Genomic DNA, 15,563 nt, shown 5'->3' with positions numbered 1-15,563 from the left:
AGATTAACGAGCCGGATGATGAACGGCGTTAAAACCCAGTTTACACAGTAATGCCGCCGCGCTGGCGTCATCACAGATCACATACAGAGACGACCATTCGCGGCGCTCAAGGTAATTTTTGCGCAGTTTATCGAACTCACCCGGTATTCCGGCGACTTTACGCAGCGGTGCGTCGTCGCGGCGCACATCATACACCAAATGCACCAGCCTTTTTAGCGTCGGCTGATCGAGCGGACCATGCAGCGTGATGCGGCCAAACTCCGGCGCGGGCAGTAAAGTATCCAACGCCACGTGCTGTTCATGACCAATAAACTTGCTGTAAGCTTCAAACACTTGCGTTGTGCCGCGAGCTTTACCTTCGAGGGTATAGCCCGCGATATGCGGCGTGCCGATATCCACTTTTTGCAGCAGCTCGACGTTGAGTTCTGGCTCGCCTTCCCAGACATCCAGCACCACGCTTAACTTCTGACCTTCATTCAGGCAGGTCAGCAGTGCGGTATTATCGACAACGGCACCACGGCAGGCGTTAATCAGAATTGCCCCCGGCTTCAGGCTGCGAATCAGTTTTTCATCCGCCAGATGCCGCGTTTTGTACGGACCGTCTTTAAAGAGTGGCGTATGGAAAGTCAGAATGTCTGCTTGCGCGACCAGTTCATCAAGAGGACGGAAATCCCCCTCATCCCCACGATCGGCGCGTGGTGGATCGCAAAGTAATGTTTTGATCCCCCACGCTTCCAGCCGTGCCTGTAACCGTCGCCCGACGTTGCCGACGCCCACGATCCCCACGGTACGCTCGTGCAGTGAAAATCCATCGCGTTCAGCAAGCATCAGCAGTGACGAGAAAACATATTCCACTACCGCAATCGCATTGCAGCCGGGTGCAGCAGAAAACCCAATTCCCGCCTGCTTTAACCACGCTTCATCGACATGGTCCGTCCCCGCGGTCGCGGTGCCAATAAATTTTACCGGTTTTCCTGCCAGCAAAGATTCATTCACTTTCGTGACCGAACGCACCATCAAAGCATCTGCATCATCCAGTTCAGCAACTGGAATTGGACGCCCCGGAACCGCTTTCACCTCCCCCAGACGACTAAATAATTCGCGGGCATAAGGCATATTTTCATCAACAAGGATTTTCACGTTTGTGGTACCTGTATGAGAACGAGAGTTAACCGGACAAGTGTGCCATAATCTCGCGGCCAGGCATACTTGCGATGATTTCAGGTATAAGGATACGTAATGATACAACCAATTTCCGCCCCTCCTGGGCAACCACCGGGTCAGGGGGATAAACTGTCGTCTGGCGCAGGCAATCAGCCTTTATCCAGCTTGCAACGTACAGTGCTGGAAAGTTTGATAACCAAAGTGACTTCGCTGACGCAACAGCAGAGCGCGGAATTGTGGGCTGGTATAAAGCACGACATCGGTCTGCCGGGCGATTCACCGTTACTTTCACGCAATTTCCCCGCCGCAGAACAAAACCTTGCACAACGTTTACTGGCCGCGCAAGAAAGCCATTCTGTCCGCCAGCTTTTGGCGCAATTGAGCGAGTACTTACGGCTGGGGAATAATCGTCAGGCGGTCACAGATTACATTCGTCATAACTTTGGTCAGACGCCGCTGAATCAACTCTCACCGGAGCAATTAAAAACCGTCCTGACGCTGTTACAAGAAGGGAAGATGGTTATCCCGCAGCCGCAACAGCGCCAGGCGACCGATCGCCCTTTGTTACCGGCAGAACACAATACGCTTAAGCAACTGGTGACTAAACTCGCGGCGGCAACAGGAGAACCCAGCAAACAGATTTGGCAATCTATGCTGGAACTTTCTGGGGTAAAAAATGGTGAGTTGATCCCGGCCAAAATGTTTACCCACCTGGTTACCTGGTTGCAGGCACGCCAGGTGTTAAGTCAGCAAAATACACCGACGCTGGAGTCGCTTCAGATGGCGCTAAAACAGCCACTGGATGCCAGCGAGTTGACAGTATTATCGAGCTATGTTGAGCAAAAATATGGCCTTTCTCAGCATTCAGCCCTGACTTCCGCGCAGGCCGAGGATATCCTCAACCAGCTTTATCAACGGCGGGTGAATGGGATTGAACCGCGAGATATTCAACCGTTGCTCAATCCCTTTACGCCATTCATTAACACGATGCAAGAAATGGCCATGCGCCCCAGCCTGTGGATATTGCTGACCGCCATCATCGTGATATTGGTCTGGTTATTGAGTTAACCACGACGAAATGACAGTATCGTCACGATAATCCCCAGCACCGCCGATATCGCCCCGGCAAGGAATACCGACGAGTAGCCAAATGTGGTCGCCAGGACACCTGCCAGTGGCCCGGAAACACCGAGGGCGATATCCTGAAACGCCGCATAACCGCCGAGCGCAGTACCGCGAACCTGAGACGGAACGCGCTTAACCACTTCCACACCAAGCGCCGGGAAGATAAGTGAACACCCTGCCCCGGTTAACGCCGCACCAGCTAACGCCACCCACGCGCCAGGCGCTTGCCAGAGCAGCAACAAACCTACCGTTTCGACAAGCAAAGAGACAATCGCCACTTTCACGCCGCCAAAGCGGTCTGGCATCCAGCCGAACATCACGCGCATCACGACAAATGCGCCGCCAAATGCGGTGAGTGTAAAACCTGCCATCGCCCATCCTTTGCTGGCAAAGTAGAGCGATACAAAGGTTCCGATAACCGCAAAGCCAACGCCCTGAAGCGCCAGACCAAGACCCGGTTTCCAGATAAGTCCGACAACGCTCCACAGCGATGGACGTTCTCCCGCCATTGCCGGTACTTTGCGGACTGTGCCGTTACAAGCCCACGCCAGTAAAGGTAATGCCATTGACGTAAGCGCCAGTGCGGCAAAACCGTAATGGCTATGAATCAACAAACCAAGCGGTGCGCCCACCGCCAGTGCGCCATAAATCGCCATCCCGTTCCACGACATCACTTTGCCTGAGTGTTTCGGCCCGACAATGCCCAATCCCCAGGTCAAAGCGCCCGTCAGCAACTGGCTTTCGCCAAATCCAAGAATCAAACGTCCGACGACCAGCAGGGCAAATTTAATCGGTGCGGAGACAGGCAAAAGCGCCGCCAGCAGCAGCGCGCCGCCAGCCAGACCACAGGCGAACATACCCTGAAGCGCCGAACGTTTTGCACCATATTGATCGGCCAGCCGTCCGGCGTAGCCACGCGTCAGTACCGTAGCCAGAAACTGAATGCCGACGGCAATCCCGACCATGGTGTTGCCATAGCCCAGTTCATGATGAACAAACAGCGGGATAACCGGCAACGGCAGCCCTACGGTCATGTAGGTGAGAAAAACCGCAAAAGCGATGCGGAAGAGCGAAAAATTAGCAGAAGATCGTGTTTCTGTTTGGCTTACAGCAGTCATGCATTACTCCAGAATGCAGCGCAAGGCGAGGAGTCTCCCCGTCTCATCTCTCTGGTTTTCAGGGTTACGGTGCGTTGGCAGGATTTAACGCGTACGTCTTTTCAGAAGGAAATCGACAAAGCCGGAAGTTTGCCTGGAACAGGCGGCGATTGTCAATGATGTGAAAAAGGGAACCATCGGGTTCCCTTATTCTTTAGTGCCGGAGGCAGCATTGGCGCGTAACGTCGGATGCGACGCTGGCGCGTCTTATCCGACCTACTCCGACCTACTCCGAATTAATCTTTCAGCTTACGCATTACCAGCGTGGCGTTGGTGCCGCCGAAGCCGAAGCTGTTAGACATCACGGTGGTCAGTTCGCGATCGGTCGTTTCGGTCACGATGTTCAGACCCGCAGCCTGCTCGTCCAGCTCTTCAATGTTGATGCTCGGGGCGATAAAGCCGTGTTCCAGCATCAGCAGAGAGTAGATAGCTTCCTGTACGCCAGCAGCGCCCAGAGAGTGACCGGTCATTGCTTTGGTTGCAGAAATCGCCGGGCTCTTATCGCCGAACACTTCACGGATAGCCGCCAGCTCTTTCACGTCGCCAACCGGAGTCGAAGTACCGTGGGAGTTCAGGTAGTCGATTGGGGTATCAACACCGTGCATCGCCATCTTCATGCAGCGCACTGCGCCTTCGCCAGACGGAGCAACCATGTCTGCGCCATCAGACGTTGCACCGTAGCCAACGATTTCAGCGTAGATATGAGCACCACGTGCCAACGCGTGTTCCAGTTCTTCAACCACCACCATACCGCCGCCGCCAGCGATAACGAAACCGTCACGGTGAGCGTCATAAGTACGGGAGGCTTTTTCCGGGGTGTCGTTGTATTTGGTAGACAACGCGCCCATTGCGTCGAATTCGCAGGCCATTTCCCAGCACAGCTCTTCGCCGCCGCCAGCAAACACGATGTCTTGTTTGCCCAGTTGGATCTGCTCTACTGCGTTACCGATACAGTGTGCGGAAGTGGCACACGCGGAGCTGATGGAGTAGTTAACGCCGTGGATTTTGAACGGCGTGGCGAGGCAGGCAGAAACGCCAGATGCCATCGCTTTAGTGACCACATACGGGCCAACCGCTTTCAGGCCGCGCGGGCCGCGCATTGCGTCAGCGCCGAACACCTGGAAACGCGGAGAGCCGCCGCCGGAACCTGCAATCAGGCCAACGCGCGGGTTATTCTGGTAAGCTTCCGGGGAGAGGCCAGCATCTGCAATTGCCTGCTCCATAGAAAGGAATGCATAAATGGATGCGTCGCTCATAAAGCGCACAACTTTGCGGTCAATGAGGCCAGTGGTATCCAGTTTTACGTTGCCCCAAACGTGGCTACGCATGCCGGAATCCTTCAGCTCCTGAGAGAAAGTGATCCCTGAGCGTCCTTCACGCAGAGATGCCAGGACTTCCTGCTGGTTATTACCGATGCTGGAAACAATGCCCAGGCCAGTAATCACTGCACGTTTCATTCAATACCTCTGTAAGTCGCACATAGAGTAAGTTTCGAATGCACAATAGCGTACACTTGTACGCCGAACAAGTCCGATCAGCCAATTAATAGAGAAATTTGCGCAGCCTGGCACACATCGCTAAGATCGAGCCACCGCCTGTAAGACGAGTAACTTACGTGAAACACTACTCCATACAACCTGCCAACCTTGAATTTAATGCTGAGGGTACACCTGTTTCCCGAGATTTTGACGATGTCTATTTTTCCAACGATAACGGACTGGAAGAGACGCGTTATGTTTTTCTTGGGGGTAACCAATTAGAGGCACGCTTTCCTGAGCATCCACATCCTCTGTTTGTGGTAGCAGAGAGCGGCTTCGGCACCGGATTAAACTTCCTGACGCTGTGGCAGGCATTTGATCAGTTTCGCGAAGCGCATCCACAGGCGCAGTTAAAGCGCCTCCACTTTATAAGTTTTGAGAAATTTCCCCTCACTCGTGCTGATTTAGCGCTAGCGCACCAACACTGGCCGGAACTTGCGCCGTGGGCGGAACAGCTTCAGACACAGTGGCCTTTTCCCCTGCCCGGTTGCCATCGTTTATTGCTCGATGAAGGCCGCGTAACGCTTGATTTATGGTTTGGCGATATAAACGAACTGACCAGCCAACTGGACGATTCGCTAAATCAAAAAGTAGATGCCTGGTTTCTGGACGGCTTTGCGCCAGCGAAAAACCCGGATATGTGGACGCAAAATCTGTTTAACGCCATGGCACGACTGGCGCGTCCGGGCGGCACGCTGGCGACATTTACGTCTGCCGGTTTTGTCCGCCGCGGTTTGCAGGAAGCCGGATTCACCATGCAAAAGCGTAAGGGCTTTGGGCGCAAACGGGAAATGCTTTGTGGGGTGATGGAACAGACATTACCCCTCCCCTGCTCCACGCCGTGGTTTAATCGTACGGGTAGCCGCAAACGGGAAGCGGCGATTATCGGCGGCGGTATTGCCAGCGCGTTGTTGTCGCTGGCGCTATTACGTCGCGGCTGGCAGGTAACACTTTATTGTGCGGATGAGGCCCCCGCGCTGGGTGCTTCCGGCAATCGTCAGGGGGCGCTGTATCCGCTCTTAAGTAAACACGATGAGGCGCTAAACCGCTTTTTCTCTAATGCGTTTACTTTTGCTCGTCGGCTTTACGACCAATTACCCGTTAAATTTGATCATGCCTGGTGCGGCGTCACACAGTTAGGCTGGGATGAGAAAAGCCAGCATAAAATCGCACAGATGCTGTCGATGGATTTACCCGCAGAGCTGGCTGTAGCCGTTGAGGCTAATGCGGTTGAACAAATTACGGGCGTTGCGACAAATTGCAGGGGTATTACTTATCCGCAAGGTGGCTGGCTGTGTCCAGCAGAACTGACCCGTAATGTGCTGGAACTGGCGCAACAGCAGGGTTTGCAGATCCATTATCAATATCAGTTGCAGGATTTATCCCGTAATGATGATTGTTGGTTGTTGAATTTTGCAGGTGATCAGCAAGCGACGCATAGTGTAGTGGTACTGGCGAATGGGCATCAAATCAGCCGTTTCAGCCAAACGTCGTCTCTGCCAGTATATTCAGTTGCTGGTCAGGTCAGCCATATTCCGACAACGCAGGAACTGGCAAAACTGAAACAGGTGCTGTGCTATGACGGTTATCTCACGCCGCAAAATCCGGCGAATCAACACCATTGTATTGGTGCCAGTTATCACCGTGGTAGCGAAGAGACGGCATACAGTGAGGAAGATCAGCTGCAGAATCGCCAGCGATTGATTGATTGTTTCCCGCAGGCACAATGGGCGAAAGCGGTTGATGTCAGTGATAAAGAGGCGCGCTGCGGTGTGCGTTGTGCCACCCGCGATCATCTGCCAATGGTAGGCAACGTGCCTGATTATGACGCTACACTCGTGGAATATGCGTCGCTGACGGAGCAGAAAGATGAGGCGGTAAGCGCGCCGATTTATGACGATCTCTTTATGCTTGCTGCTTTGGGTTCGCGTGGTTTGTGTTCTGCCCCACTGTGCGCCGAAATTCTGGCGGCACAGATGAGTGAAGAACCGATCCCGATGGATGCCAGTACGCTGGCGGCGTTAAATCCGAATAGGTTATGGGTGCGGAAGTTGTTGAAAGGTAAAGCGGTTAAGGCGGGGTAATCTGCTTTGGCATTGTTTGTCGGATGCGGCGTAAACGCCTTATCCGACCTACGTGTGACTACGTGTGACCTGTAGGCCTGATAAGACGCTGTAAGCGTCGCATCAGGCATGGTGCTCCAGACGCCAACGACTTACTACTGTGACGCCTGCTGAAACAGGTGTTCCCACATATCGGTTACCAGCGCCTGGTCACGCGGCGACAATTCACCAGCACCAATGGCTTTTTCCAGACTCTGGCTAACGGTCGTATGCACCGCCTGAGCGGAGTGGTCATCACCACTTTCCAGTTCTGCGATAGCTAATGTCAGGTGGCCACGCAAATACCCACTGGCAAACAACTCATCATCACTGGCATGGTCAACCATACCGTCGATTAATGCCAGAATGCGTGATTCAAACTCCGCGATCATCTTCTTTCCTCATTGTAAAACGTGGCGCTGGCTTCAGTTGAGCGCTTCCGGCCACGGGAACTGTTCCGCCGTAATTTCCGGCGTGTGATAATAATTTTGTAGTGCTTTAATTAAGCGTGCCGGACGTTCTGGAATACCGTTAGCCAGATAATCCATCACCTGCGCATGTACTCGCCGTTGAAACACCACGCGATCCGGTTCGAAATCCCCTTCCAGATTGTCGCAACTGACGTTAAACGGATATCCCGCCGCCACGCAGAACAACCAGTCCAGCGCCTGCGGCTTCACTTCAACATATTCAAACTGACTTTGCGTTTGGGCATCGCGTCCGTCCGGGCAATACCAGTAGCCGAAATCAACCAGTTCACGGCGTGCTTTCCCGGCAATACACCAGTGCGAAATCTCGTGGATGGCGCTGGCGTAAAAGCCATGAGCGAAGACGATTCGGTTATACGGTACTTCCGCATCAGCAGGAAGATAGATCGGTTCGTCGTCGCCTTTAATCAGACGGGTATTAAATTCATCGGCAAAGCAGCCATTAAAAATTTCAATCAACTGCTCGTAGTGGTGTGTACTGTTCATTAGTTCATCCCCAACCAGTGGAGGATCTCCTGTCCGTGGCTATCATAAAGTAATTTGGCACTCATCACCGCTGAGACGATAACGATCATCGGGCGGATCAGCTTTTGTCCTTTGCTCAACACCAGTCTTGAACCCATACGCGCGCCGAGGAACTGCCCCACCAGCATCACGAATCCTGTCGCCCAAATCACCTTGCCGCCGAGAATAAACAGCAGCAAACCGCCAATGTTCGACGTTGCGTTGAGTAATTTGGCGTGAGCGGTGGCTTTGGCGAGGTTAAAACCGCACAGCGTAACGAAGGCCAGTGCGTAAAACGAACCGGCAGCCGGGCCAAAGAATCCGTCATAAAAACCGACGCAACCACCGGCAATTAACGCGAAAGGAAGGCCGTACATCCGGCGCTGGCGATCTTCTTCACCCAGCTTTGGCATCAGCAAGAAATAGAGGCCGATGCAAATCACGAGGATGGGCAATATCTGCCGTAATATATCGGCCTGAACATATTGCACCAGCAGTGCGCCACTCATTGAGCCGACAAAGGTCATGGCGATATTAAGTTTCTGATCGCTTAAACTAACCACTTTGCGGCGAATAAAGTAGATAGTGGCGGAAATAGAGCCACCGCAGGCTTGCAGTTTATTGGTTGCCAGCGCGTTAGCGGGAGACATCCCCGCCGCCATCAATGCCGGAATGGTGAGTAACCCACCGCCACCGGCAATCGAGTCGATAAATCCCGCCAGCATGGCGACAAAAAAGAGAACTCCCAGCAACAGCGGGGAAACCATAAACAGGCTATTAAACGTTTCCATTAGATCACGTGCTCATCCAGTAGCGCCTGGCAGGAAGGCGGCAACGGAGGCGGTGTCTTCTTCTCAGGCTTTGTTGTTCCCGGTTTTGGAGGTTCAAACCAGCTTTGCAGTTCTGCCCCGCAGCCATCGCCCGGTGGCGGTAAAGGTTGATCTTCACACTCCAGGCTATCGGCAGGACAACGTAATCGTACATGCATATGCGCGCGATGCTGGAACCAGGGTCGCACTTTGCGCAACCAGTCGCGATCGGTGCCCGCATCAAGGCAAAGTTGTTGTTTAATCGCCGGATTAACAAAAATGCGCGTGACGTCTTTGTCCTGGGCGGCGAGTTTGATCAAGCTGAAAATTTCTGGCTTCCACAGCGTGGAGACAACGTGTTTACCGTCGCGGGAAACTAAGTCCAGTGCTTGCGGGCGCAAGAGCTGCGCGGAGGTCCAGCGTGTTTTCGGCAGTTGCAGGAAGATATCGACATCCAGTCCGGTCTGGTGGCTGGCGTGACCGCCGTTGAAACGCCCACCAGCGGGCATCCCCATATCGCCAATCAACACCGTACCCATGCCCAGATTGCTCACCTGGCTACTCAGGCGCTGGATAAACATCACCAGGTCCGGGTGACCGAAATAGCGACGCTGATCGGTACGCATGACCTGATAATGTTCGGACTGTATTGGCAACGTGTCAGCGCCGACGATACAACCATTGGAAAAACTGCCTATCGATTGTGCGCTACCCGGCACAGGTTGGGTTATTTTTTGCCACGGCGTCGCTGCCAGGCAGGCGCTACTGGCAAGCAGGGCCAGCAGCGCAATCGCGGTTTTGTTCATTTTTTACCAGCGTGGAATATCAGTCTTCACATCGGCATTTTGCGCCCGTTGCCGTAACAGGTGATCCATTAAAACGATCGCCAGCATCGCTTCAGCGATCGGCACTGCGCGGATCCCGACACAAGGATCGTGACGACCTTTGGTGATCATCTCAACTTCTTCGCCAAAGCGGTTAATGGTGCGCCCCGGCACGGTAATGCTGGAGGTCGGTTTCAGCGCCATATGGGCAATGATTTGCTGCCCGCTGCTGATACCGCCAAGAATGCCGCCCGCATGGTTGCTCTGGAAACCGTCTTTGGTGATTTCGTCACGGTTCTGGCTGCCGCGCAGCGCCACCACGTCAAAACCATCACCGATTTCCACGCCTTTCACCGCGTTGATGCTCATCAGCGCATGGGCGATGTCGGCATCCAGGCGGTCAAAGACCGGCTCGCCAAGTCCGGCGGGGACGCCACTGGCAACAACGGTGACTTTCGCGCCGATGGAGTCGCCCTCTTTTTTCAGTGCGCGCATCAGTTCATCTAAGGCTTCGATTTTGTCCGGGTCCGGGCAGAAGAACGGATTTTGCTCGACCTGCGACCAGTCTTTGATTTCCAGCGGAATGTCGCCCATCTGGGTCAGGCAGCCGCGGATTTCAATGCCAAATTTCTCGGCGAGATATTTTTTGGCAATAGCCCCTGCCGCCACGCGCATGGCGGTTTCACGGGCGGAAGAGCGTCCACCGCCGCGATAGTCGCGCAAACCGTATTTTTGTTCGTAGGTGTAATCGGCATGGCCTGGACGGAAAACGTCCTTAATTGCGCTGTAATCCTGAGAACGCTGGTCGGTATTTTCTATGAGTAGGCCAATGCTGGTGCCGGTGGTCACACCTTCAAAAACACCGGAGAGAATTTTGACCTGATCCGGCTCGCGGCGCTGGGTGGTATAGCGCGATGTCCCAGGGCGGCGGCGGTCAAGATCGTGTTGCAGATCCGCTTCCGTCAGCGGAATGCCTGGCGGAACACCATCGACGATGCAACCGAGCGCCAGCCCGTGCGATTCGCCGAAGGTGGTTACGCGAAAGAGTTGTCCAATTGTGTTTCCAGCCATCACGGCTCCGTTATTGTTGTGTTTGCGTGTTTATTTAATCTTTATAAATCGCGAAATGTTCACGTGCGGCAATAAGCTGCGCTTTGGTGAGCATAAACACACCGTCGCCGCCGTTATCAAACTCCAGCCAGGTGAACGGAACATCCGGATATTGTTCCATAAGATGTACCATGCTGTTGCCGACTTCACAAATCAGCACACCATCATCAGCAAGATAATCTGCCGCGTTACCGAGAATGCGGCGCGTCAGTTTCAGGCCGTCGGTACCAGACGCCAGGCCCAGTTCCGGCTCGTGACGGTATTCATTTGGCAGGTCGGACATATCTTCCGCATCGACATACGGCGGGTTGGTGACGATCAGGCCGTACTGCACTTTCGGTAAATCACGGAACAGATCGGAACGAATCGGGATGACGTTGTGGATCAGACCGTGTTCTTCGATGTTCTGTTCGGCAACCGCCAGCGCGTCTGGAGAGATGTCCACCGCGTCGACTTCCGCTTCCGGGAAAGCATAAGCGCAAGCAATAGCGATGCAGCCGCTCCCGGTACACATATCTAAAATATGCTGCGGTTGTTTACTGATGAGTCCGGCAAATTTATTGTTGATCAGTTCACCAATCGGCGAGCGCGGCACCAGCACGCGTTCATCGACGTAAAATTCATGGCCGCAGAACCACGCTTTGTTGGTCAGATAAGCCACCGGAATGCGTTCGTTGACGCGGCGGATCACGCGCTCAACAATGCGGTGTTTTTCGCTGGAGGTCAGACGCGCATTGCGCATATCTTCCGGAATATCCAGCGGCAGGTAGAGCGAAGGCAACACCAGCTGTACGGCTTCATCCCACGGGTTATCGGTGCCGTGACCGTACCAGATATTTGCCGCGCTGAAGCGGCTAACCGACCAGCGCAACATGTCCTGAATGGTTTGCAGCTCATTTACTGCTTCATCAACGAAAATTTTATCCACGTATTCCTCCAGGGCATGATCGCAATAATTTCGGCGGCTAGTTTGCCATGAAGATGACGATAAATCAGCATTCACGCGCGGTGAGTGAGGAAAAATACGTTTAAAACGATCGATTGCGCGACGAGTCGGGTAAACTGTAGGGAAATTAGAAATAGAGACACATCAATGAAAAAGAAAACAACACTTAGCGAGGAGGACCAGGCTCTGTTTCGCCAGTTGATGGCGGGTACTCGCAAGATAAAGCAAGATACGATTGTCCATCGACCACAGCGTAAAAAAATCAGCGAAGTGCCGGTTAAGCGGTTGATTCAGGAACAGGCAGATGCCAGCCATTATTTCTCAGATGAGTTTCAGCCGTTATTGAATACCGAAGGCCCGGTGAAATATGTACGCCCGGATGTGAGTCATTTTGAGGCGAAGAAGTTGCGCCGTGGCGATTATTCGCCGGAGCTGTTTTTGGATTTACACGGTCTGACTCAGCTACAAGCCAAACAGGAACTAGGCGCGTTGATTGCCGCCTGCCGCCGTGAACATGTATTTTGTGCCTGCGTGATGCATGGACACGGTAAGCATATTTTGAAGCAACAAACACCACTGTGGCTGGCGCAACATCCGCATGTGATGGCGTTTCACCAGGCACCGAAAGAGTACGGTGGTGATGCGGCGTTGCTGGTGTTGATTGAAGTGGAAGAGTGGCTGCCGCCGGAGTTGCCCTGAATGCTGAACCGGATACGACATAAACGCCGTATCCGGTTTGGTCACTACAACATATTCAGCACATACTGGAATCGGCAAGTGGAATCTATAGGTTGTGGTGTAGTGGTATCGACACGTACCACAATATCGTGCAGTTGCTTGTCAGTTATCGCATGTCGGTTTGGTATGGTTGTCACTTTGTTATCGGTACAACCATATGACGTAAAAGTGATCATTTGCGATACAAAGCGACAATATGCGCCACGATCGTCAAATTGGCTACCATCACACAACTTGCCATCCTTCATCAAAAAGGTGGGGAGTGTATTTTCGATTACCCCTCCAGTGGATTTCAATGATAATAGCTTGCTACGTACTACCGAATTTGGGCTCCATGAAACATCATAAGGGTCTAAAGGAATCGGCGGACATGTGGAGTTAAAAGTCGATGGTCCCATATAAACAACACCACTTCTTCTTGATTGTGATTTGATATTACTGGTCACTATCCAGGGACAGCCACCAGGATCTCCTTCAACGATGATGTCCATGATCACCTTGTTACAAGTAAATTCTCCCGATGCCGGCAGCCCTGGACAATTCGATGGATCAATAGATTCCCCACTTTTCACATTAATTTTGGGGGCTGGCCCTGGCCCATTCCAGGAGATATTCGGAATATCTCCGACCAGAAGAGTATAACCATCCCGGTGATATTCTCCCTGATATACACCTGATGAGGTTTGAACATTAAGTTCATACCAGGTTGAGGTATTAAAGTTACCGGCATAACCCATGTCGGTGTGCATATCACGAAACGTTATTGATGCCATCGCGGTAGGTAACATCAATACAAGTAAGCAAAAAAAATAGCGTAATTTTTTCATTTTAAAGGTACTCAAACGTTGCGGTTAGCTGAGCGGTAAAATTACCGGGAGTCACATCACGACCGCTTTTTGCCTGTAACCAGGCGCGAAAAGTTAGGCTATTGCTGCCATTATTAAGTACAAAGGTCGCACCAGTAGTACTGTTGATGGCGACAGGTGTGCCGTCGTTTTTTTTCCATAACTATACCTACTCCCTGCGCACCCGATGACGCATCCAGCGCCAGAATACCCGGCTGTTCGCTATCTTCTGTGCCGGTCAAGGTTACCTTTACGTTGTATGAGGTTGGCCCCTTACAGTCTTTCAGTTGAAAAACTACAGGCTGGCGGGCCGACTGCCCGGCGACCATTAAATCTTGTGTACTCACCGTAGGAAACTGCACTTCTGCCAGCAATCCTTGTGTCTCTACTGGCGTACAAGTTTTATTCAATAGATTACCGTAAAAATGCAGGTTATCAGCCGCCTGCACCGGCGCTACACAGATCAGCATTAAGCTCCCCAGCAGCGTTGCGAGAACATATTCTTGTGTTTTCATTGGTAATCCACCTGTAGCGTGGCATACGCGGAAAATGCTCCGTCTCCCAACACCGCGCCGCTGGCTTTCACCGGTACCGCCTTGAGTATTGGGGGGCTGGCAGGATCAATACTCAGAGGTTTATCCAGCTCAAACGGACTGCCATTTTGTTGCATTTCAATGCCCAGGTCGGTAACGCTGGTCTGGACTGCCGACGTATTGTAATTGGTGGGAGTCCCCTTCCAGGTCAGAGTCATCTCCCAAACCGCATCACGAACTCCAGAATCACAGGTGATCTCATAGGGTACAGTCTGACGAAAGTTAACACCGTCAATGTCATTAATAAGGATGTCGCCAAAATCCACTTCAATGGTTTTCCCGCCGCTAATGGTACAAACTGGCGGTGATACCAAAGTTCCGTGAAAAGTAATGTCTGGTGTCGCCGCCTGTACCACGCAACAGCAACCACAAATCACAAAAAAAACGAGTCGTTTCATTGGTAATCCACCACCATCGTCATACTGGCGTTAAATTCCGATGCCGCGAGTGATACACCGCTCTCTTTTACTGGCACCGCTTTCAGTTTCGGTTGGCTGTTGATGTTGAAAGGCGTCCAGTTGTTTTCGCCAATCGGAAACAGCGAATTATCAGACGCACTTTCAATTCGAATCCCAAATCCAGAAATTCCTGTACTCAACACTGTTTCGCCATTAATCGTGGTAGTCGTTCCCTTAAACTGCATTTGCAGGTCGTCACTTAGACTTCCCTTACAGTCCAATTTGTACTCAGCATTCATGCGATAGTTGGTGCCATTGATCTTTTTGATGATCACATCACCAAACTCCACAGCACTACCCGTTACTGAACAAGGTGGCGGAGCATCGACCAGCACCCGCAATATCAGATCAACGGATTTCGATTCTCCGCCTGCCGCAGGATGGCTCACCACACCAAAAACCAGCAGTAATTTAACCAGAAACATCTTTCTCATCGGATTCTCCTGGAATCAGCCTTTGCTGCTTAGTTCTTCATCCACCAGGCAGGCACTACCGCTACAGCGGAAAAAGAGCGGCATACGCGCACCATAGTCGTTGACATAGGTCAGCACTGGTGTGCTATCCATTTTCACGTTTAACGGGGCGTTGGTTTTGGGCGGCATGACTAATGGCGAGAAACCCGCCGCTGGATTGCCATTTTTCTGCGTACTGGCGTTGCTGATGATGACGTAATACGCCGTTGGGTTATTGACGGTAAATTCCTGGCCGCTGCGGGTTAGGGTCACTTTATGCTGCCAGGGAGTTTGTGTGCTGCTTTTTTCCAGTGCCTTAGGACGCCAGAAAAGTTTGATACGTGTCTGCAGAGCAATTTGCAGCGTGTTAGCTTTATTCGATTTAGGCGGGATCTCGCGAACGTTAAAGTAGAACATCGTTTCGCGATCGGCAGGCAATTTGTGGATATCTGGCAATCCCTGAATTTTCACCTGACCGTTCATCATCGCATCAATACGCTGTACAGGAGGTAAAACAGCTAATGGTGAACTCACCTTGTTACCCTTTTCATCTTCAATCCAGCTTTGCGCCAGGTAAGGAAGTTTAGGATCGTTATTACGTAGGGTAACACTAATAGATTTGTCACTTTCGTTAAAAATCAAACGGGTACGATCGGGCGTCACTGAAGCCTGTGCGTAAAAACTTGCAGCCGCCGCCATCAACGTCAATG

General features: G+C 52.3%; 16 protein-coding genes and 1 pseudogene. 3 read left to right on the top strand and 14 right to left on the bottom strand.

The features are described 5' to 3' along the window. Nucleotides 1-3: 3 nt before the first annotated feature. The gene (gene pdxB / locus CRI63_RS16080) at nt 4-1,140 is read right to left on the bottom strand and encodes a 4-phosphoerythronate dehydrogenase PdxB (RefSeq protein ID WP_135487474.1); all 1,137 of its coding nucleotides are present in this window, start codon (nt 1,138-1,140) and stop codon (nt 4-6) included. Nucleotides 1,141-1,239: 99 nt separating this feature from the next. Here pdxB and flk point away from each other — a divergent pair, with 99 nt between their 5' ends. Next, nucleotides 1,240-2,232 (top strand): flagella biosynthesis regulator Flk, encoded by a 993-nt coding sequence (flk, locus tag CRI63_RS16075; RefSeq protein ID WP_131162049.1) that lies wholly within the window; start codon nt 1,240-1,242, stop codon nt 2,230-2,232. Here the strand turns inward: flk and CRI63_RS16070 are convergent. Next, complete coding sequence (locus tag CRI63_RS16070; RefSeq protein ID WP_135520086.1) at nt 2,229-3,407, bottom strand: MFS transporter; 1,179 nt, start codon at nt 3,405-3,407, stop codon at nt 2,229-2,231. The genes flk and CRI63_RS16070 overlap by 4 nt on opposite strands. Nucleotides 3,408-3,682: 275 nt before the next feature. Beyond that, nucleotides 3,683-4,903, bottom strand: coding sequence for a beta-ketoacyl-ACP synthase I (gene fabB / locus CRI63_RS16065; protein ID WP_000817178.1), 1,221 nt, complete (start codon nt 4,901-4,903; stop codon nt 3,683-3,685). 158 nt (nt 4,904-5,061) lie between these two features. Between fabB and mnmC the strand changes: the two genes are divergently transcribed. Then, nucleotides 5,062-7,068 carry a bifunctional tRNA (5-methylaminomethyl-2-thiouridine)(34)-methyltransferase MnmD/FAD-dependent 5-carboxymethylaminomethyl-2-thiouridine(34) oxidoreductase MnmC gene (gene mnmC / locus CRI63_RS16060; RefSeq protein ID WP_135520084.1) on the top strand — a complete coding sequence of 669 codons (2,007 nt, stop codon included), beginning with the start codon at nt 5,062-5,064 and terminating at the stop codon, nt 7,066-7,068. A gap of 134 nt (nt 7,069-7,202) precedes the next feature. On the opposite strand, the gene CRI63_RS16055 is transcribed toward mnmC, so the two are convergent. From CRI63_RS16055 to prmB, 6 genes are read right to left on the bottom strand one after another with little or no spacing between them, the layout of a single operon-like run. After that, nucleotides 7,203-7,478, bottom strand: coding sequence for a YfcL family protein (locus CRI63_RS16055; protein WP_016262189.1), 276 nt, complete (start codon nt 7,476-7,478; stop codon nt 7,203-7,205). A 33-nt stretch (nt 7,479-7,511) separates the two neighbouring features. Continuing rightward, nucleotides 7,512-8,060, bottom strand: coding sequence for an elongation factor P hydroxylase (gene epmC, locus CRI63_RS16050; RefSeq protein WP_135520082.1), 549 nt, complete (start codon nt 8,058-8,060; stop codon nt 7,512-7,514). After that, on the bottom strand, nt 8,060-8,869 hold the full coding sequence (locus CRI63_RS16045; RefSeq protein WP_064526496.1) for a sulfite exporter TauE/SafE family protein: 810 nt from the start codon (nt 8,867-8,869) through the stop codon (nt 8,060-8,062). Before CRI63_RS16045 ends, epmC begins: the two co-directional genes overlap by 1 nt. Beyond that, nucleotides 8,869-9,693, bottom strand: a complete 825-nt coding sequence (mepA, locus tag CRI63_RS16040; RefSeq protein WP_135520080.1) for a penicillin-insensitive murein endopeptidase — start codon at nt 9,691-9,693, stop codon at nt 8,869-8,871. The genes CRI63_RS16045 and mepA overlap by 1 nt, the downstream gene beginning before the upstream one ends. Nucleotides 9,694-9,696: 3 nt before the next feature. Next, the gene (gene aroC / locus CRI63_RS16035; RefSeq protein WP_001353064.1) at nt 9,697-10,782 is read right to left on the bottom strand and encodes a chorismate synthase; all 1,086 of its coding nucleotides are present in this window, start codon (nt 10,780-10,782) and stop codon (nt 9,697-9,699) included. A gap of 34 nt (nt 10,783-10,816) precedes the next feature. Continuing rightward, entirely contained in the window at nt 10,817-11,749 is a 933-nt protein-coding gene (prmB, locus tag CRI63_RS16030; protein ID WP_130257452.1) for a 50S ribosomal protein L3 N(5)-glutamine methyltransferase, read from the bottom strand. Between the two features lie 165 nt (nt 11,750-11,914). Here prmB and smrB point away from each other — a divergent pair, with 165 nt between their 5' ends. Continuing rightward, nucleotides 11,915-12,466, top strand: a complete 552-nt coding sequence (gene smrB, locus CRI63_RS16025) for an endonuclease SmrB (protein WP_000730806.1) — start codon at nt 11,915-11,917, stop codon at nt 12,464-12,466. Nucleotides 12,467-12,510: 44 nt separating this feature from the next. Here smrB and CRI63_RS16020 read toward each other — a convergent pair whose 3' ends face one another. From CRI63_RS16020 to CRI63_RS16000, 5 genes and pseudogenes are all read right to left on the bottom strand, one after another. Beyond that, on the bottom strand, nt 12,511-13,332 hold the full coding sequence (locus CRI63_RS16020; protein ID WP_135404682.1) for a StfH/YfcO family fimbrial adhesin: 822 nt from the start codon (nt 13,330-13,332) through the stop codon (nt 12,511-12,513). Nucleotide 13,333: 1 nt separating this feature from the next. Beyond that, nucleotides 13,334-13,820, bottom strand: a pseudogene (locus tag CRI63_RS16015) (fimbrial protein). Between the two features lie 41 nt (nt 13,821-13,861). Then, nucleotides 13,862-14,341 carry a fimbrial protein gene (locus CRI63_RS16010; protein WP_135520078.1) on the bottom strand — a complete coding sequence of 160 codons (480 nt, stop codon included), beginning with the start codon at nt 14,339-14,341 and terminating at the stop codon, nt 13,862-13,864. After that, complete coding sequence (locus CRI63_RS16005; RefSeq protein WP_131162052.1) at nt 14,338-14,835, bottom strand: fimbrial protein; 498 nt, start codon at nt 14,833-14,835, stop codon at nt 14,338-14,340. Before CRI63_RS16005 ends, CRI63_RS16010 begins: the two co-directional genes overlap by 4 nt. A 15-nt stretch (nt 14,836-14,850) precedes the next feature. Next, nucleotides 14,851-15,552 (bottom strand): fimbria/pilus periplasmic chaperone, encoded by a 702-nt coding sequence (locus CRI63_RS16000; protein WP_135387025.1) that lies wholly within the window; start codon nt 15,550-15,552, stop codon nt 14,851-14,853. Nucleotides 15,553-15,563 lie beyond the last annotated feature (11 nt).

This window comes from Escherichia sp. E2661, assembly GCF_004745185.1.
Classification (GTDB): domain Bacteria; phylum Pseudomonadota; class Gammaproteobacteria; order Enterobacterales; family Enterobacteriaceae; genus Escherichia.
Note: the sequence above shows the minus strand (reverse complement) of the source record. Positions and strands in the feature narration are given on the sequence as shown.